Below are 18,414 nucleotides of genomic sequence, written 5' to 3'. Positions count from 1 at the left end.
GGGCCGGGGAGGGTCCGGGAGCGGGGCGCCGCGTGCGGGGGGTGTTCAGTCGAGGACCGCGACGGCCTCCACCTCGACGAGGTGCTCGGGTACGTCCAGCGCCGCGACGCCCAGCAGGCTCCCGGGCGGTACGGGCGTGACGCCGAGCCGTGCGGCCGCCCGGCCGATGCCGTCCATGACCAGGGGCATCTTGTCGGGGGTCCAGTCGACGACGTACAGGGTCAGTTTCGCCACGTCGTCGAAGGACCCGCCGGCCCCGGCGAGCGCGGTGGCGATGTTGAGGTAGCACTGTTCGACCTGGGCGGCCAGGTCGCCTTCGCCCACCGTGGTCCCGTCGGCGTCCCAGGCGACCTGCCCGGCGATGAAGACCAGCTTCGACCCGGTCGCGACGGCCACCTGCCGGTAGGCATCGATCTTCGGCAGTCCGTCGGGGTCCATCAGGGTGATCGCCATGCGCCCATCTCCTTGTCGTCCAATGCTCTCTTGTGGTTACTGGGGAACCGTAGGAGAGTGACCGCTGACATGGAAGAACGCACTTTTTAGTGACTGGGGAACCTTATGGTGACCAAGCAGTTCGGCACCTCGCCCGAGGACGTGGAGCTGAAGCGGGCCGACTCGCTGGCACGGGAGATCTTCTCGGACGTCGCCAACAAGTGGGCGCTCCTGATCATCGAGGCCCTGGGTGAGCGGACCCTGCGCTTCGGTGAGTTGCGCGACGAGGTGGAGGGCGTCAGCCACAAGATGCTCACCCAGAACCTGCGCATGCTGGAGCGCAACGGACTGGTGGTGCGGACCGTGCACCCCACGGTGCCGCCGAAGGTCGAGTACACCCTCACCGGGCCGGGCCGGGGACTGCGCGAGACCGTCCACGGCATGTGCGACTGGACCCACCGCAACCTCGGTCACATCGAGGCCTCGCGCCGGCAGTTCGACGACGCCTGAGGCCCACGGGCGGGTACTCAGAACGCGAAGACGGCGTTCCCGTTGAGGGTCGCGGACATGGCGCAGGCGTTGGAGAAGGTGTGCTTCCAGGCGACGCGGCTGCCCTTCCACACGCCGTCGGCGGTCACGGTGACCGGGGCGTAGTGCATGGGGCAGACGCGGTCCGGGTTCGGGGCGGCCAGCAGGCGGTCCAGCGCTCCGCCGGTGGCGTTGAGCGCGGAGCAGGCGGCCTGCGGATCGGGGTGGGTGCCCAGGGCGGTCGGGGCGCAGCTGAGGGTGGACGCCCGGAGGACGGTGGACGCCTCGTCGTCGCCCTGCGCGACGGTGAACACGAGCGCGGACGGGGCGTAGAGGCTGGAGGGCTGAGCAGCCGCGATACCGGTGGTGCCGGCCAGACAGACAAGGGCGGCGGCGGAGGCGGCTGCGATGCGGTGACGCACGACGAAACTCACTTTCGATTCAAAGGTTGAACGCGATATTTGGTTTCGATATCGCGTCGTTGCGGCACCAGACTGTCCGACCCGAGGGCACACCGCATGTCGATGACCGATTTACGGACAGAGCGTTCGCATACCGACGACCGAATGGTCGTTCGGGCTGCTCACAGCGGGCGCAGCCGGTGCCGTAGCCGGACGTGGCGGCGGGCCGCACCGCCCGCGACGTGCACCCCCGCCCCCGCTGACCTGCTGTCGGCCGATCGCGGTTCACCGGACGGCCACTCAGCTTGACCGGATCTGCACGCCCGCACCCCGGAAACCCCGGCCGTGGCGGACCAACTCCGCACCCACCCCTGACAGTCAGGCAAGGTCCCACCGGCGCCTTCGCCGTGGGACGCGACACCCTCCACCTGGTGGACCGGGGGCGCAAGGGCCCCTGGGTACCGGCGGCCGACACGGGAGTTACTGCTGTCGCTGTACTACCCCGCACTCGCGCACACCGGAACTCCCGCTCCCCACATGGGCGTTCCCGAGGCCAAGGCACTGCTGACCGACGGGGGGCAGCTCGGCGAGTACGTCACCCCCGAGCGCGTCGCGGCCACCCGGACGAACGCGCGGGCCGACGCACTGCCCGGCCCACCGCGCACCGTTACCCACCGGGGACTGGGTGCCCGGGGAGAGCGAGGCGATGCTCAAGCGGGCCACGCTGGAGGCGACCGACGTCGTCATCGCCTCGCCCCTGTACTGGTACGCGCTCTCCGCGCACACCAAGCGCTACCTCGACTACTGGTCGGGCTGGCTCACCTCCCCCGGCTCGGACTTCAAGCAGCGGATGGCGGGCAGGACCCTGTGGGGCGTGACGGCCATGGCGGACCACGACGAGGCCCGCGCCGGCGGCCTGGTGACCGGCCTGCACCACACCGCGGCGTACATGCGGATGCGCTTCGGCGGGGTACTGCTCGGCAACGCGTCCCGTCCGGGCCAGGTGCGGGCCGACGAGCGGGCGTCGATCCGTGCGAAGACCTTCTTCGCCCAGGACGCACCCCTCGCCCGCTTCCCGGCCTAGGTCCAGCGGCGTATGGCGGGGGCGGGGGCGGGTTGTGAGACTGGCGGGATGGAAGACCTTCCCACATCACGGGCCGACGCGTACCTGCGGCGGATCGGGGCGCAGCGCCCGGTGTCGCCGAGTGCGCAGGCCCTGCGCGACCTGCACCTTCGGCATCTGCGGACCGTTCCCTTCGAGAGCCTGTCCATCCACCTCGGTCAGGCGATCGTGCTGGAGGCGGACGCGCTGCTCGACAAGCTGTTCGGCGGCCGCGGCGGGTTCTGTTACGAGCTGAACGGGGCGTTCGCGCTGCTGCTGCGCTCCCTGGGGTACCGGGTGGAGCTGCTGCAGGCCCGGGTGTACGCCGCCGGCGGCGGGCCGGGCGTCCCGTACGACCACCTGGCGCTGCGCGTCGAGTCCGAGGACGGGCGGGCGTGGCTGGTGGACGTGGGTTTCGGCGACCACAGCCACTTCCCGCTGGCCTTCGACGAGCGCGGTGAGCAGTCCGACCCGGGCGGGGTGTTCCGGATCGTGCCGGCCGACGGCCCGCACGGGGACCTCGACGTCATCCAGGACGGCGTGCCGCAGTACCGGCTGGAGACGCGCCCCCGGGTCCTGTCCGACTTCGTGACCGGGGCCTGGTGGCACAGCACTTCGCCCGCGTCCGGTTTCACCCGCAAGCCGGTGTGCTCGCTGCTGTCGGAGACCGGCAGGATCACCCTCAGCGACCGGGTCCTGACGGTGACGGCCGCCGGGGAACGGACCGAGCGGGCGCTGACCGGCGACGGCGAGGTGCTGGCCGCCTATCGCGACCACTTCGGCATCGACCTGCCGCGCGTCCCGGTTCCCCTCCACCCGCGGCCGTAGGCGCCGCGTGCCCCCTCAGCCCGGGTCGGCCCGGGGGACGAGGCGGGTACCGCACCAGCTGCAGTACCGGGCGTCGGCCTCGATGGCGTGCCGGTGGCACGACTCGCAGACGAGGTGGACCGGGCACTGCGGCGTGAGGGGTTCGGTGCGGGGAGGCCGGCCGATGGCCATGCCCGCCCGTCTGCGGTGCGCGGTGAGGAACACCAGTCCTTCGGGGCCGGCCCGCAGCGAGCGGGACGCTCCGCGCGGCAGCAGGGTGAGGGAGCCGGGCACGATCTCCGCCCCGGCGCCGTCCAGGGTCAGGGAACCGCCGCCCTGTACGACGGCGAGCAGTACGTCGACCTCCGGCTCCCGGTGCAGGGCGATTTCGCCGCCGGGCAGGAGGCGCACCAGGTTCGCGTCGAGCTGCCGGCCCTTCTTCCGGAGCCGCCACAGGGCGCCGCTCTGGCCGTCCGTGGCGGCCTCGACCAAATCCGTGACCGTGACACCCACGGCTTTCCGCTCGCCCACCACATGTCCTTCCCCCGCGTTCGGCCGCTCTGCCGACGCGCCGTGCCCGCCCATGAGATCATCTCGGCCGGTCTCCGCACCAACCGGCCGGGCGAGCGGCGACGGCCCCGGCGGGCCGGACGGGCCGGACGGGCCGGCAGGTCGACGCGTCCAGGGTGACACCCCTCGGGCGGGGGCGGCGGCGGGTCGAGCGGGCATGCCACCCGTTGGGGTGGCTCGGCTCAGCAGCTCAGCGCAGCAGCGCTCCGCGCAGGGTGATGCCGTGGCGCATGCGCAGCCGGCGCAGCTCCCACATCGCCACGACGGTGACGGACAGCGGTGCTCCCAGGAGGAAGGCCAGCCGGGCCCCGAGGGGGACGCTGTGGTAGGCGCCCCGGAACAGGTCGAAGAGGGCCAGTTCCCATACCAGGAGCATCGCGAGCAGTGGTGGCACGGTCTCGTGGAGGTCTGCCGTCCGGAAGACGTGGACGAGTGATTGCCCGATGCCGTAGAGGGCGAAGGGGGCGAGCCACAACAGGAAGGCTCCCAGGGCGAACAGCAGCACCACCCGCCCTGCGGACGCCGTCCAGTCCGTGTGCTCGTCCACGTAGCCGAGCCCGGTGATCAGGCGCGGCACGGCGAGCGTGACGACCAGCGCGAGCAGCGCCCCGGCCGGCTTGGCCGCGCGGCGCAGGAACAGGCGCCGGTGGGGCGGGCGGGCCGATGCGACGAAGGCGGCGACGGCGACCGGGAAGGTCACCGCCAGCACGATCAGGGCGGTACGGATCTGGCCGAAGCGGTCGTCGACCACGGCGTCGGCGTCCGCTGCCAGCCCGTAGGTCAGCAGCATCCAGGTGATGGCGACGAGTCCGACGGCCGTTCGCAGGATCTGCACCCGCTTCACCATCGGATCGTGCACGCGGTCCGGCCGGGACGGCGTGAACACCGCGCGGCCCACGGCGATGGGGTTGAAGAGCTGTCCGAAGGTCAGCCGGCGTGCGGCGGCCGGCGGTACCGGGGCCGACGGCCAGCCCGCAACGGGCGGTTGTCCGGCTCCGTACGGATTCCAGGGCCCGCCGCCGCCCCCGTGTGCGCTCATCCCCGTGTCCTTCGTCTCGCCGTACCCGCAACCCCACGGAGCATAGGCGGAATCGGCGCGCCGGACACGGCCCGGGCCCGGCTCGGATCTCCTGCGCGCGGTTACGTGTAGTAGGTGTCGAACGAGGCGATCCAGAGCGCCGACAGCGGAAGAACGGACAGTTGTACGGCCGTTGTGGTCCAGCACCGGCCGAGGACCGCGGCCAGGGCGCTCCACCAGGCCGTCGCCCGCAGCAGGGCCACCGCCGCTGCCTGGTAGCCCTGGCCGCCGGGATCCATCATGCCGGGGTATCCCATCCACTCCTCGGTGAAGATGCCGTCCGCGCCGAGCACCACGACCCCCGACACCAGCCACAGGTCGGCCAGCAGCACCGTGACGGCGAGCGCCCTGTCGAAGCGGAGGTACGCGGGGGCCGGGAGCAGCAGCCGGACGAACGGATGCCCGTGATCCCGTACCCATGGCTGCCGTCGGCTTCGCCACAGCTGCACGGAGGCGTACCCGAGCCCGGCGAGGGCCAAGGCCCAACCGGCCACGAAACACAGCAGGAAGAACAAGATCACCAAACCCATGCCCCACCAGATGCCCCCGCCCCCCGGAGCGGTTCCCTCCTCTTGACGGGGTCCGGGGTCGAGATGATCATGGGGCGGCGACTGCTCGCCAACCGGGGCACCGGCTCGCGCTCCGGACCGGAACCCTGCACGGAGAGCGTCGTTGCTGCGCACCAGGGGATCGGCCGCGGTGAGCGGAATGGTTCTTCTCGCGTTCACGGGTTCCGGGGCGACAGCCTCGACTGTCGTGCCCAGGGTTTGCTTGCGGCCCTGCAAGGGTGCACACTTGCGCGAATTCCGGTCGGGCGCAGCGTCGCACCCTCATGACAGATGTGCCCGGATCCGACACCCGGGTCGTCAGCAAGCCACACGGGAGCACGTGTTGAGTACATCGGGTACCGCCCGTCAGCAGGATCTGCAAAGCCTCAGCGACGGGGAACTCTGTGCCCTGCTGCGGGGGCGCACCCCGGATTCCGACGCGGCGGTCAGCGACGTGATGGACGAGGTGTTCGCCCGTCACCATTCCTCGGTGCTCGCCTACGCCCGTACGTGCTGCCGGGACCTGTCCACCGCGCAGGACCTCGCTGCCGAGGCCTTCGCCCGTACCTACCGGGCCATCGCCTGGGGTACCGGGCCCGAATACGCCTGGCGGCCGTATCTGCTGACCTGCGTGCGCCGGCTGGCGGCCGCCTGGGCACGGGAGGCCTCCCGTACGCGGCTGTCCGACGACTTCGAGGAGTGGGCCGCCCAGCTGTCGGACGGGCAGGACGCCGAGGACGCCGTCTTCACGGCGGAGGAGGGGTCGCTGGTCCTGCGTGCCTACCGGTCACTGCCGGAGCGGTGGCAGGCCGTGCTGTGGCACTCCGTCGTCGAGGAGGAGCCGGCGGCCGCGACCGCGGCGCGCCTCGGGATATCGGCGGGAGGCGTCGGCTCTCTGGTGGCGCGGGCGCGGGAAGGCCTGAAGGAGGCTTATCTGCGCGCGCACTTGGACCAGACCGCGAGCGACGAGTGCAAGTACTACGGGGGGCAGATCGCCGCCAGGCTGCGCCGGCCGGGCAAGCGCCTCACCCGGGACCTGGGCCGCCACCTTCAGGGGTGCGAGGACTGCGCCCGGGCCGAGCGCGACCTGCGCGATGTCAACGGCCGCCTGGGCGTGCTGCTGCTGGGTGGGATCCTGCTGTGGAACCCCGCCTCCTTCCTGTCGGCCTTGGGTGGGGGCGGCACGCAGCTCGCCGCCGCAGGCACGCTGAAGGGGACGCAGCTCGCAGGGGCCAAGGCCGGCGCGGTGAAATGGGTGGCTGCGGCAGCCGTGGTGGGAACGGCGGCCACCGTGGCCGTCCTGCTCCCGGCCGACTCCGGGAGCGACGCCTCCGGCCGGGCCGCGGCCCCCGCCCGAACCCCTGCGGCCCAGGGCGGCCCGCTCCCGGAGACCGCACCGATCGTGGCCATCGGCCCGGCGGCTTTCGCCACGGCCCCCGCCACGGGCCTCCCTTCCGCCTCCGCGTCCGCCTCGGCCTCGGCCTCCGCCTCCCCCACCTCGGCGTCGCCCTCCCCGGACCGCAGCGGTCCCGCCCTGGTCAACGTGGCCTCGGGGCTGTGCGTCGGCCTCGGCGGCCCCGGTTCCGGCGGTCCGTTGCAGCTCGAGAAGTGCACCGGCAAGGCCGACCAGGGGTGGCAGCGGCTGCCCGCGCACTGGAACACGTACCAGCTCCGCAACGCGGACACCGGCACCTGCCTCGACGGAACCACCGGCGGCGGGAACCTCGCCGAGGTCACCCTCCGCCCCTGCCGGACCGGCTCGGACCGCATGACGCAGCTCTGGCGGTTCGAGCCGGACCCACGACGCGGCGCGTACCGCGTCTGGTTCGTGCCGAAGGTCCCGCACAGCGACTACGCCGACCATCTGCTGGGCCCGCGGAACTGGCCGAAGGCCGACCCGCCGCGTCCGGAGTCGGAGATGGTGCACCTGCCCAACTACTACAACTCGGTCAACCTGCTCTTCGCCCTGAGGTGAGCGCGCCCGCGCGGGGCGTTCAGTGGGGCTCCACCCAGCCGTGTCGGACGGTGTGGGCGCCGAGCTGTATCCGGGTCCGGACTCCGGCGATGTCCATGAGATGGCGCAGGCGCCGGTGCAGCGTGCGCGGTGACAGGCCGAGTTGTGTCGCGACCGCCTGGTCGGTCAGGCCGGCCAGCAGGAGCGCGAGGATCCGTCGGTCGAGGTCGCTCGGGCCTTCCGGCCCGCGCTCGACGGTGGTCTCGGCCGCTGCGCCGGCGCCGGACAGCTCGAGCGGGTGGGCGGAGCTCCAGATCGTCTCGAACAGGGCGTCCAGTGCGTCCAGCAGGCCGCTGCGGTGCAGCAGGACGGCGCCGGGCTCTCCGTCCGGTGTGATCGCGAGCGGGACGAGGCCGAGGTCGGCGTCGGCCAGTACCAGTTTCATCGGCAGCTCGTCGGCGACGCGCAGCTGTACGCCGTTGTGCAGCGCACGGATCGCATCGGTGACGATGCCCGGCTCTGCCAGCGCGGCCCGGTCCAGTATCGCGCGGAAGTGCACGCCACGGCCGATGGCCACGGGTTCGGCCGTGTTCTCGTCGGGCGGTACGGCGACGAACGGCGCGGTGATGAAGCTGCGGACCTGGGTGCGGGCCGCGTGCTGGACCTGGAGGAAGCGGTGACGGATGGCGTCGACACCGGTGACGACCTCGATCAGGTCGTTGATGCTGTCCCCGGTCATCGCCGCCCGGTGCTCCTCGGCGAAGGTCACCAGGGCCTGCTCGGCCACGCGCAGCCCGTCCCGGCGCTGGCTGATGAGGGAGCCCAGCGCCATGGCCGGTGGTGCGGCCGTGAACCGCTCGTCGGCCGACCGGGTCACCAGTCCCCATCCGACGAGGCGGGACAGGGCGTTGTCCACGTCGGCCGGCGAGGCGAGGAGCAGCTCCGACAGCAGCATCGCGGTGGCCTTCGGGCGTCCGAGGAGCGCGCGGTAGACGCGCTCGTCGTCGGGTTCCAGGCCCAGAACATCCAGCATCGGCGACCGACTCCGTTCCGCTTGCCGCAGCGGGGAGAGTATGCGCCATGGCGGCAGATTCTGTGTAGTGGCCGCCGGGAGCGGGTGCGGGGGGTGGGGCCCCGGGCAGTCGCCTGCCCGGGGCCCGAAGGTGCGGTTCATCGCAGGCCGTACGCCCGGATGATCTCGTTCTTGACGCTGTAGCCGTTGTTCGTCTCGGCGCCCGCGCGGACCGAGAGGAAGCCGCCGGGCTTCTTCGCCGTCCTGAACGAACCCTTCCACTGGCCGTCGGTACCCTTGGCCAGCGTCACCTTCTTCCAGGTGGCGCCGTCGTCGTACGAGACGTCCAGCTTCACCGACGTGACGGTGCCGGGCAGGGTGGCGCCGCCCATCGGCACCGGCCGCAGCGCGATCTGCTGGGGTGCGCCGGCCTTGACGTCGCCGTGCAGGTCCGACTCCAGCCCGTAGTCCAGGTTGAGGACCGAGAACCGCTCGAAGAAGTCGGAGTCGACGGTGTCGGACATGAACGTCCACTCGGTGTGGGTGCGCGTCGAGAGCCGGAAGATGTCCCCGGGCCGCTCCGCGTCGAGGACGGCGCGGTAGGGCCGGTTGCCCTTCGGCACCTCGATCCACTGCATGTCCGTGCTGTTCGGGTTGTCGTGGATCAGCGTGTTGCCCTGGAAGACCTGCAGGTGGGTCGGCGTCTCTCCCCAGGGCAGGTAGCCGCCCAGGCGCATGGTGTCGCTGGCGGAGGCCCAGGCCTGCACGTTCCAGGTCATGTGGTTCTGCCAGCGGGAGTTGTACACGCCGAAGGACTCTCCCTGGCCGGGCCGGGTCGCGGGGGCGAACCAGTCCAGGCGGGTGGTACGGCCCTTGGCGTAGGTGTTGTCGCCCGACACCATCACCCACGGCATGGCGCTTCGGACGCCCTGGGCGTGGAACTCCCTCCAGACCTGGCCGGGGGTCACCCATTCGGTACGGGTGCCCGGGTGCCACTCGCGCTCGGGGAAGTTGAACGAGGGGTTGAGAGTGAAGTCGGAACGGTAGCCCTCCGCCTCCCCGGCCTGCGCGGCCGCGTAGTAGCGGGCGTCGATCCGGGCGAGATCGCGCTGGGCCGGCTTGTAGACCAGGGCCCGGTCCGGCACCCGGCCGGGGTAGTCGCGGGTCAGGTCGTAGACGAACGGGGTGAACTCGGTCTGCTTGGCGGTCAGTTTGAAGGTGCCGGCTCTGGCCATAGCGATGAGGGTCCTGCCCTCGTCGCGGTGCACGGTGGCGACGGGGATGGCGGACTCGCCGACGTACTCCATCAGCGCGCCGACACCGTCGTTGACGACGATCAGCGCCTTCGCACCGGCCGCGACCGCCGCCTCGGCGCGGTCCTGCGCGGAGACCTCGTCGCTGCGCTCGACGACGACGGCCTTGCCCTTGGCGTCGACCTTCTTGTAGGCGGCGGCCGCGCCGTTGCCCGCGTGGACCAGGTCCAGCCGGTCCGTGGCGGTGCCCAGTGCGCTGCCCGCCTGCACGAGCGCCTCGAAGCCGAGCCGGCCGCCGAGCGCGCTCAGAGCGAGCGCCGGCTCGCCCTTGCGCCAGCGGGTGATCAGGATGAACTCGCCCTGCGTCATCGGCTCCGTCGGTGAGACGTAGACGTCGTCGTACATCGGCGGGACCACGTATCCGCTGCGGAAGTCCGTGAACGCGTCGAGGCCCTTGTAGTGGACGTTGAAGTCGACCTTGCGCTGGCGGTCCTCGGTGCGCTGCGGTGCCTCGGTCTGCAGCAGGCGCGCCGTGCGGGCGTCCAGCACCACGTTCGCGGAGCCGTCCTTGAGCAGGGTCTCCGGGTCGACCATCACGGCCAGGCCGGAGCGGTCCGCGTGTTCGCCGGCCACGTCGAGGTACGCCGCGACGGTGTACGTACCGGGTGCCATGCGCAGGGTGGTCCGGCCGTCGACGTACACCGACCACGGCCACAGGTCTCCGGCCAGGTTGACGGTGGCCCAGCCGGCGGCGGGCTTCCCGTCCCGGCCGACCAGCTCGATGTTCAGGTCGTAGCGCTCCTCCTCCTTGAGCAGCGCCACGGAGGTGCGGGTGACCGGCTTCCCGGTGGTCGCGTCGGTGCCTATCACGTAGCCGGCGTGCCGGCCGGCCGGGGCGGTCTTCGGGTCACCGGTCACCGGGACGGCGGCTGTGCCGCCCGCCGGAACGGTCACCTCGGTGGCTCCCAGGCGGAACGGGCCGCCGGCGGTGGTCAGTGCCAGGTTCAGCCTGACGTCGGAGGAGCCGTGGTTGGTGAAGGTCAGGTCCTGGGTGACGGCGGCGTCGCTCGGCTCGTGCGGCCAGGTGTGGTTGCCGAAGAAGAGCGGTCCGGTGCCGCGGACCGTGCTGCGCAGGGCGGCGGCCACGTCGAGGCGGCCGGTGCCGGCCTCGTACGGCGAGTACGGGTCGCCGAGCCCGTTCGCGGTGCTCATCAGGTGTTCCTTGAGCCGGGCGCCGGTCCAGTCGGGGTGCTGCTGGGCCAGGATCGCCGCCGCGCCGGCCACGTGCGGAGTGGCCATCGAGGTGCCGCTGAGGGTGCGGTAGAGGCCCTCGCCGCTGCTCATCTGCTGCGAGCGGGCCGCCGTGATGTCCACGCCGGGGGCCGCGATGTCGGGCTTCATGGCGCCGGAGTGGGCCAGTGGGCCGGTGCTGGAGAAGGAGGCGAGCCGGTCCTGCTTGTCCGTGGCGGCCACGGTCAGGGCCGAGGCGGCCGCACCCGGGGCGGAGATGCTCTCCGGGCCGGAGTTGCCGGCCGCGATGACGAACAGCGTGCCGTACTGGGCGGACAGCGCGTCGACCGCCTGCGACATCGGGTCGCTGCCGTCCGTCGGGTAGGAGTCGCCGAGGCTCATGTTGACGATGTCCGCACCGGATTCGGCGGCCCACTGCATGCCGGCCATGACCCAGGAGTCCTGGCCGGAGCCCTCCGGGCCGCCGAGCACCTTGCCGACGAACAGGTCGGCGCCGGGGGCGACGCCCTTGTTGGCGCCGGCGGAGGCGGCGCCCGTGCCGACGATCGTGCCGGCCACGTGGGTGCCGTGCCCGTTGACGTCGGTGACGGCCTCACCGGGGACGAAGCTGGCCGTGCCGTCGATCAGGCCGGCGAAGTCGGGGTGGCCGGCGTCGATGCCGGTGTCGAGCACTGCGACTTTGACGCCCTTGCCGGTGTAGCCGGCGGCCCAGGCCTCGGGTGCGCCGATCAGGGGCACGCTCTCCTTCAGGTTGGCCTTGACGCGGCCGTCGAGCCACAGCTTCGCCACACCCGCGCCCAGCGTCGCGCTGCCCTGCGGCGCGACGTCGGTCCAGAAGGTGCGGGCCTGCTGCTTCTCGGTGCTGAGCGCGGCGCCGCGGATGCCCTTGAGGTCGCGGGTCACCTTGCTGCCCCGGGGGGCCGTCGGCCCGCCGGCCGAGCGGGACTTCGGCTGGGCGTACGTCGCGATCAGCGGCACCGCGGCCGACTTCGCGTCGTCGTAGCCCATCTCGATCAGGTCGGTGACGTTGAACAGCCGTCGGTCCAGCTTGTCGGTGCCGAGCAGGGACACCGCCTCGTCGGGGATGACGAACAGGTCGCCTTTGATCTGCTGGACCTTGACCCCGCCGACGGCGCTGTGCGGGCGGCGGACGTCGGCGGTCTGGCGGCCGTCGGCCGTCGTGGTGACGGTGACGACATCGCCGGTGACCAGGGTGACCTTGTGGGTCGCCGAGGGTTTGGCGGGAACGGTGGGCCTGCTCGGAGCGGCTTGGGCGGGCGCTTGCAGAACCGCGAGCACGGATGCCAGCAGCGGCACCGCGGTGGCGGCCGCGAGCAGCTGCCGGCGCCTGCGCCTGCGCCGGAAGGCGGGCGTCTGGGAGGCGGAAGCCTGGGAGGGGGAGGACATGCCATGGGTCTATCGGCCCGGGATCGCCGACGTGAAGGCCTGCCGGCGGCAAGTCCTCGCCATGGCAATGATCCGCCAACCGTGAAGGGTGCGAATACGGGCAAGGGGACTCGGCGATGGTCCGGGCCGGCACCTCTGCCTGGAGCAGTCAGGTCTCGGTGGCGGCGGAGGCGGAGTCCTCGGTGGAGTAGCGCCGCAGCAGCTCCCGCTCGGCGTCCCGGTGCGGGAACATGACGAAGATCAGCAGCGCACCCAGGGCGATCGCGGCCAGGCCGACGGTGTACGCCCAGTCGTCACCGTGGAGGAACGAGTGGCGTGCTGCCGCGACGATCTGGTCGGCGTACTGGGGGTGCTGCTGGGCGACCTGCTCGGCGGAGGCGAACGACTTCGTCAGCTCGCTCTGGACCTGGTCCGACACGTCCTTGCTCTCGGGGGAAGTGGCGATCGCCGCACTGAAGGCCGAGGCGTAACCGGCGGTGAGGAGCAGGCCCATGACGGACTGCATGATGGCCCCGCCGAGGTCCCGTTGCAGGTCGGCGGTGCCTGAGGCCATGCCGGCCCGGCGCACGGGCACCGATCCGGTCAGCGAGTGGGATGCGGGCGTCCCGGCGAGGCCGGCGCCGATACCGATGAGCACGTAGGCGAAGCCGATCTGCCAGTAGCTGCTGTCCTCGCCCCAGAACAGCAGCATCCAGGCGAAGGCGAGGAAGAGGAACGTGTAACCGATCAGCAGGGTCGCGCGGGCGCCGCGTGTCTCGACCAGCCTCGCGGACCGCGGTGCCACGAGCACGATCAGCACGACGAGGGGGAGGATGGCGGCGCCGGCTTCGACCGGGTTGTACTCGAGGACGTTCTGCAGGTACTGCTGGCTGATGAACGCCGACCCCATCATGGCGCCGTACACGATGATTCCCGCGCATGCGGCTACCCAGAACATGCGCCGGCCGGCGATGTGGAGGTCGTACAACGGGTTGGGAGCCCGGCGCTGACGCAGGACGAACGCTGCTCCGGCAGCCAGGGCGATCACGACGAGGCCGATGACCAGTGCCCCCTGGTGGGGGACGGCGGCGAAATTGATCGCCAGCACCAGTCCCGCGATCAGGAGGACGGACAGGATGCCGCCGAGGTTGTCCACCGGTTCGGTCGACTCGTTGGCGTGCGCGGGGACGAACAGCAGCGCCATGACCAGCGCGACCACGGCGAGGGGCAGGGTGACCAGGAACACCGACCCCCAGTAGAAGCGTTCGAGCAGCGCGCCCGCGACCACCGGCCCGAGCATGGAGATGCCGCCGCCCAGGGCCGACCACAGCGCGATCGCCTTCGTCCGCCCCGGCCCCGCCCACAGCGCGGTGATCAGCGCCAGGGTGGTCGGGTAGGCCATGCCGGCCGAGAGCCCGCCGAGGATCCGGGCCGCCACCAGGACGGTGTCGCTCGGCGCGAACGCGGCGAGCAGGCAGGCGGGAACGGACAGGGCGATGCCGAGGAGCAGCAGCAGCTTGCGCCCGTGCCGGTCGCCGACCGCACCCAGATAGAGCACCGACGCGGCCAGGCCGAGGGAGTACCCCACGGCGATCATGTTCAGTGCGGTCTGGGAGGAGTCGAAGGCCTTCCCGATCGCGGGCAGCGCCACGTTGGCCACCGACAGGTTCAAGTTGGCCACCGCGGCAACGATGATCAGGGACGCCAGAACGAGCGACGCCCGCGCGGGGGCCTCACGCGAAACGTCGAGGCGAGGCGCGCCGCCTTTCGACATGGAACCTCCGGGGCGAAGTGGGGCTTGACGAGAGTCTTGCCTGATCCGCCGCGCCGCACATCGCCCCATTGGGATGACAACCCACCACCGCTGACGCTGCCCGCGGGTCAGAACGGCGCGGGTCGGCTTCACCAGGTGGTCGCCGTCGTCGCCGCCGGCCGCACCGTATTCGACAGTGTCCTCCAGGACCCTGCGGCCTTCGCTCCGTACGCCACGGACCTCATCCGGGCCGAGTGCCTGCTGTACGCACCGGACCGGGCATACGAACGCATCACTGGAGAGGAGTGGGACCGAGACACTCGCTACTCCTACGAGTCGTGCTCGAACACCGAGGGCTGGGCTGATTGATCCACATGTCCTGCGGACGTCTCGCGTGAGGTCATGGCTGTTGGCGCCCATCGTTCACCGCGGCGAAGGCCTCGGCGGTCTCGTCGACGAAGGCGCAAAGGTGCTGCATGCCCTGGCGGCAGTCATCCGGGTCGAGGGCCGCCACGGCCCGGGCTTCGAGCCACCGGTCCCACGGGCCTCCCGGGGCAAGGAACCGCGATGCGGACTCGGAGCCGAGTACCCCATCGAGGTACAGGAGCGTCCCGAGGACGATTGGCTGGTCGTAGTCGAGGTCGGGACGCGACAAGTAGTGATCAAGGTAGGCGGCGAGCAGTTCGGCATCCGCGGCAGTACCGAACCTCGCAAGGGCGACGCAGTACGCCGCGCCCGCATACGGCCCCCCGCTGGCCAGCAGAAGCCGGCCGATGACGTCGCGGAACTCGGTCCTGTGGGCCACAGCGACCAGCCAGGCGGCCGTCTTGCGCTCGCGCCAGCCACCCTCGAAGAGGATGCCGAGCTCCGCGGGAGTGATCTCGTGGGCAGCCTGAGCAAGGTCCCGTACGAACGTGGCGCGCTCGACCGCGCTCAGTCGGCGAAGACTCCCGCCCAACCGAAGGTACCGACGATCGGGCCTGACGAACCGTCGAGCCAGCTCCTGCAACTCGGGATCGCTCCGGACATCACGCATCACCGCATCCTGCCCCGGGACGGTACGCGTGCGCCACAGGTTTGCCGACCGCCTCGGCGGCAGGAGGTCACTGGTTCAGAGCAGGAATGCGTGCCAGAACCGCGTTCACCTGCCCGGCCACACCGGGGACGGTGAGCCGCTCCCCGCTCCCGCGCCACGCGTGAAGGGCAGGGTGTCTGCACCCGTGCCTGCCCCTCCGGGCGTACCGCCGAGGAAGGCAGAGCAGTGACACTGGGCGTTCCCAGTCCATGTAGCAGAGGGGACGCCGCATGCGGGCGCAGCAGACCGGTGACGAGCAGCGGCGAGGTGCGCAGCGCCCGGGAGCCGCGCAGGTTGCGCGGCAGTCGCGGTCCGGCGGCGCAACGGCCGCGGAGGCGATGCTGCAACTCCAGCATCTCGCCGGGAACGCGGCGGTGTCCCGCATCATCGAGGCACAGCGGCACGCGCGCGGCGCGGAGCCGCCGACGGGTCCCGCTCCCGTGGTCCAGCGCATGGAGCAGGACGAACTGCACCAGCACCCGCCGGGCCCGGCACTGCGGGTACGGGGTCCCCGCAACTCCCGTGCGAAGGACCGGACACCGAACGCGCTGACGGCGGAAGAATGGCAGAGCCTGCCGCAGGCCACCCGGGACGCCGCCAACAAGCAGCGCGTAGCCGTCGACGCGGACCCGCAGAAACTCCAGGAGACCGACCAGCTGCTCCACTACAACCTGGGCAACGTCCGCAGGCTCGCGCCGGGCGTCCCCGCGACGGCCGGACGCAATGACGTGCTGGAGGGGATGGGCCGCGCCGACCCGCGTACCGTCGACCACTGGAACAGCCAGGACGCACGTGACGCACAACTCGGCCGTGACGCCCGGGCCACGCGCGACGCGTACACGGAGACTCCCGAGGATCGGCAGCAGCGCCACCGGACGGTGGAGGACGCCCTGGCCGGCGCCGGCTCCGAGGACGCGATGGGCGACCTGCGCGCACTGCTGGAGCAGTTCGACGGCGTGGCCATCGGCGGGACCCACTCCGGGGCACGCATCTGGCAGTTCCTGTGCACGCACATGGACCAGATCGAGGCCGCCGGCGTGAGCACCCTCTACCTGGAGAGCATCCGCGACGACGGATACCAGCCGCACGTCGACGCGTTCCTCGCCGAAGGGACGATGAGCGCCGAACTGCAGGCGTTCGTCGCCCGCTACGACAGCAACATGAACCTGGGCACGACCGGACTGCGAGCGGTGCTGGAGGCCGCCCGCACGCACCGCATCCGGGTCAAGGGCCTCGACGGCCGCCCGGCCCGCCGCCCTCCGATGTCGGCGACCGCCCTCTTCCAGCGCGTCGCTGCCATGAACACCTACGCCTCCCAGGCCGTCGCAAACGACCGGCGCCGACCCTCGGCGTCGGGCGGCTACCTCATGGAACTGGGCAGCGCCCACACCGGCATGTACGCGGGCCCGCCGCAGAACGTGTCGGTGCACGGGACGGAGTTCCAGGCGGACGAGGGCTTCCCCGGAGTGGACGACCTGCTGGGCATACCGGCGGTCGGCTACGAGGACGACGACCGCTTCCGCCGCCTGCCCAACTCCTGACGGCAGGCCCACGGGCGACCGGTACCACCGCCCGGCCGTAGACCGGCCGGGTGCCGGGGCTCGGCCACGGCCCTGGGGGAGCGGCCTGTGGCTCCTGCCGGCCACCACGCGCCGCAGCCCGCCCGGTATGATCCGGAGACCGCCGCCGGCGGACGCGTCGTTTCGGCACCCGAGGAGTGTGTGGTGAGACCCGGCTGGCAGGCCACACTCGGTGTCCTCGTCGTCGTCATGGCGGTGTTCGGGTCGTACCTGGTCCTCCCCCACTTGCCGATTTCCGCCTGGCCGGCCATCACCTGGTCGGTCGTGCTCCTTCCCGCTGCCGCCTTCATCGCCCTGATCCGCGCCGCGCTGCGGATCCGCTCCCTGAACCGGCGAACCGTCAGCGACGTCTCCGAAACCTGATCCGGTCCAGGCGGCGTTCGGTTGACGGACGCGGGTGGCCCATGTAGGGCAGCGGCCGCTCCCGGTCCTCAGGGGGACATTCACCGGGACGACGGCCGGGGCCCCTCGACGGCGGCCCCGCAGTCGCTCGGGAGGTGCGCGACGACGAGCGCGGCGGCCGCTTGGGGGTAGCCACCTCGCCGAGGAGTTCGGCGTAGCCGCCGGCGTACACCGGGCAGGTCTTCTCGCCGCCGGCGATGAAGGCGATCGGACCGGAAGAGACCTGGATCCAGGACCACCACCAGCGACTTGAGCACGTTCGAGAGACCTGGCCCAGCGAAGTCGTGCAGACGGCTCCCATGACCTACGAGTGGAGCTCCAACCGCAAACGCTGAGTCGGTACGCAGGCTCGGCAGGGCAGGGCAAGTCCGTTCGGGCGGGCCGGTCAGGCGGCGGGCGGGGTCCAGTCGGCCGGCAGGCCGGACTGGGCGAGGACCGTGGCCAGGCTGTAATGGTCCTTGTCGGAGGAGATCCGGCAGTGGTTCCGGTCGAGGTCGAGCACGGTCGTCATCGGCACGGCGAAGGGCTTGGGCGCGCCCTTGAGGTGGCCGGAGTAGACGGCGCGGACGGTGACGCGTTCGCCGTCGAGACGGGTGGTGCGGACGGTGACGTGGACGTTGTCGATCAGGGTGTCGGCGCGGGCCTTCCACCCCGCTATCTCCTTCCGGCCCCGGAATGTGACGGCCACGGCCTCGTCGGTGTAGACGCCGTCGGCGGTGAACAGGGCTCCGAGCGCCTGGGGGTCGGTGCCGTTCCAGGCGCGGGCCCAGGCACCGACGATGCCCGGTGCGCGCCGGTCGGTGTGCTGAGCAGCGTAGGCGGTGGAGGCGGTGGCGCCGAGGACCGCGGTGGCGGTCAGCACGGTGATGGCACGAAGTGCGCGGGTCGTCATGGTGGGAGCTCCTCGGGGTACGGATGTGGGGGCGCGCACGGATGCGGGGTCGTGTCCGTCCGGGTCCGTGCGACGTTCATGGCGCTCAGACTCGTCGCGGTCGGTGTCCACCTGCCAGGCCCTGCGGGACCGTTGGCTGTCCGGCCCTGCCCACTCCTGTCCACCCGGACCGGAGCCTGCCCTGACCGGCCCTGACGGGCCCTGACCGGTCGGCCGACGGCCCCTGGGCCGCCACTCGGAGAAGGGCCATGCCGGTCTCCGCGCGGAAGGGCCGGCGCAGGCTGGTCGAGGACGTGACGGCGCTCGCGGAGCGGGCCGGGCTCGCCGTGCGCGACTGCCGGGACGTCGGCTGGGACCACCGCCTGTGGGTGCTCACCCCGTCGGCCTGAC

General features: G+C 71.8%; 16 protein-coding genes and 1 pseudogene. 7 read left to right on the top strand and 10 right to left on the bottom strand.

The window, feature by feature from the left end:
- Nucleotides 1-45: 45 nt before the first annotated feature.
- Nucleotides 46-453 carry a RidA family protein gene (locus B6R96_RS34650; RefSeq protein ID WP_081524735.1) on the bottom strand — a complete coding sequence of 136 codons (408 nt, stop codon included), beginning with the start codon at nt 451-453 and terminating at the stop codon, nt 46-48.
- Between the two features lie 105 nt (nt 454-558).
- Between B6R96_RS34650 and B6R96_RS34645 the strand changes: the two genes are divergently transcribed.
- Nucleotides 559-942, top strand: a complete 384-nt coding sequence (locus B6R96_RS34645; RefSeq protein WP_030386657.1) for a winged helix-turn-helix transcriptional regulator — start codon at nt 559-561, stop codon at nt 940-942.
- 17 nt (nt 943-959) lie between these two features.
- On the opposite strand, the gene B6R96_RS34640 is transcribed toward B6R96_RS34645, so the two are convergent.
- Nucleotides 960-1,382 carry a subtilase-type protease inhibitor gene (locus B6R96_RS34640; protein WP_203351697.1) on the bottom strand — a complete coding sequence of 141 codons (423 nt, stop codon included), beginning with the start codon at nt 1,380-1,382 and terminating at the stop codon, nt 960-962.
- A 661-nt stretch (nt 1,383-2,043) separates the two neighbouring features.
- On the opposite strand from B6R96_RS34640, the pseudogene B6R96_RS34635 reads away from it, so the two are divergent.
- Together B6R96_RS34635 and B6R96_RS34630 are read left to right on the top strand one after the other, a co-directional pair.
- Nucleotides 2,044-2,445, top strand: a pseudogene (locus B6R96_RS34635) (NAD(P)H-dependent oxidoreductase); the annotation flags it as partial.
- A gap of 48 nt (nt 2,446-2,493) precedes the next feature.
- Nucleotides 2,494-3,291: an arylamine N-acetyltransferase family protein gene (locus B6R96_RS34630; protein ID WP_081524733.1), complete on the top strand. Its 798-nt coding sequence runs from the start codon at nt 2,494-2,496 to the stop codon at nt 3,289-3,291.
- Between the two features lie 15 nt (nt 3,292-3,306).
- On the opposite strand, the gene B6R96_RS34625 is transcribed toward B6R96_RS34630, so the two are convergent.
- The 3 genes from B6R96_RS34625 to B6R96_RS34615 form a co-directional block, all read right to left on the bottom strand.
- On the bottom strand, nt 3,307-3,801 hold the full coding sequence (locus B6R96_RS34625; RefSeq protein WP_037860224.1) for a hypothetical protein: 495 nt from the start codon (nt 3,799-3,801) through the stop codon (nt 3,307-3,309).
- Nucleotides 3,802-4,030: 229 nt separating this feature from the next.
- Nucleotides 4,031-4,879, bottom strand: coding sequence for a hypothetical protein (locus tag B6R96_RS34620; protein ID WP_107475642.1), 849 nt, complete (start codon nt 4,877-4,879; stop codon nt 4,031-4,033).
- A 101-nt stretch (nt 4,880-4,980) separates the two neighbouring features.
- Nucleotides 4,981-5,448 (bottom strand): hypothetical protein, encoded by a 468-nt coding sequence (locus B6R96_RS34615; protein ID WP_081524732.1) that lies wholly within the window; start codon nt 5,446-5,448, stop codon nt 4,981-4,983.
- A gap of 361 nt (nt 5,449-5,809) precedes the next feature.
- Here B6R96_RS34615 and B6R96_RS34610 point away from each other — a divergent pair, with 361 nt between their 5' ends.
- Entirely contained in the window at nt 5,810-7,441 is a 1,632-nt protein-coding gene (locus tag B6R96_RS34610) for a sigma-70 family RNA polymerase sigma factor (RefSeq protein ID WP_159396428.1), read from the top strand.
- Nucleotides 7,442-7,460: 19 nt separating this feature from the next.
- Here the strand turns inward: B6R96_RS34610 and B6R96_RS34605 are convergent, their stop codons facing one another.
- From B6R96_RS34605 to B6R96_RS34585, 4 genes are all read right to left on the bottom strand, one after another.
- Nucleotides 7,461-8,453, bottom strand: coding sequence for a helix-turn-helix transcriptional regulator (locus tag B6R96_RS34605; RefSeq protein WP_081524730.1), 993 nt, complete (start codon nt 8,451-8,453; stop codon nt 7,461-7,463).
- A gap of 137 nt (nt 8,454-8,590) precedes the next feature.
- The gene (locus B6R96_RS34600; protein WP_081524729.1) at nt 8,591-12,343 is read right to left on the bottom strand and encodes a S8 family serine peptidase; all 3,753 of its coding nucleotides are present in this window, start codon (nt 12,341-12,343) and stop codon (nt 8,591-8,593) included.
- A 148-nt stretch (nt 12,344-12,491) separates the two neighbouring features.
- Entirely contained in the window at nt 12,492-14,096 is a 1,605-nt protein-coding gene (locus B6R96_RS34595) for an MFS transporter (RefSeq protein WP_081524728.1), read from the bottom strand.
- 379 nt (nt 14,097-14,475) lie between these two features.
- Entirely contained in the window at nt 14,476-15,111 is a 636-nt protein-coding gene (locus tag B6R96_RS34585; protein WP_107475641.1) for a DUF6000 family protein, read from the bottom strand.
- 269 nt (nt 15,112-15,380) lie between these two features.
- Between B6R96_RS34585 and B6R96_RS34580 the strand changes: the two genes are divergently transcribed.
- Complete coding sequence (locus B6R96_RS34580) at nt 15,381-16,691, top strand: hypothetical protein (protein WP_159396427.1); 1,311 nt, start codon at nt 15,381-15,383, stop codon at nt 16,689-16,691.
- 183 nt (nt 16,692-16,874) lie between these two features.
- Nucleotides 16,875-17,093 carry a hypothetical protein gene (locus B6R96_RS34575; RefSeq protein WP_081524724.1) on the top strand — a complete coding sequence of 73 codons (219 nt, stop codon included), beginning with the start codon at nt 16,875-16,877 and terminating at the stop codon, nt 17,091-17,093.
- 424 nt (nt 17,094-17,517) lie between these two features.
- Here the strand turns inward: B6R96_RS34575 and B6R96_RS34570 are convergent, their stop codons facing one another.
- Nucleotides 17,518-18,024, bottom strand: a complete 507-nt coding sequence (locus B6R96_RS34570; RefSeq protein ID WP_081524723.1) for a nuclear transport factor 2 family protein — start codon at nt 18,022-18,024, stop codon at nt 17,518-17,520.
- A 248-nt stretch (nt 18,025-18,272) separates the two neighbouring features.
- On the opposite strand from B6R96_RS34570, the gene B6R96_RS37470 reads away from it, so the two are divergent.
- Nucleotides 18,273-18,413: a hypothetical protein gene (locus B6R96_RS37470; protein WP_159396426.1), complete on the top strand. Its 141-nt coding sequence runs from the start codon at nt 18,273-18,275 to the stop codon at nt 18,411-18,413.
- Nucleotide 18,414 lies beyond the last annotated feature (1 nt).

The organism is Streptomyces sp. Sge12 (assembly GCF_002080455.1).
Taxonomy (GTDB): Bacteria; Actinomycetota; Actinomycetes; order Streptomycetales; family Streptomycetaceae; genus Streptomyces.
Note: the sequence above shows the minus strand (reverse complement) of the source record. Positions and strands in the feature narration are given on the sequence as shown.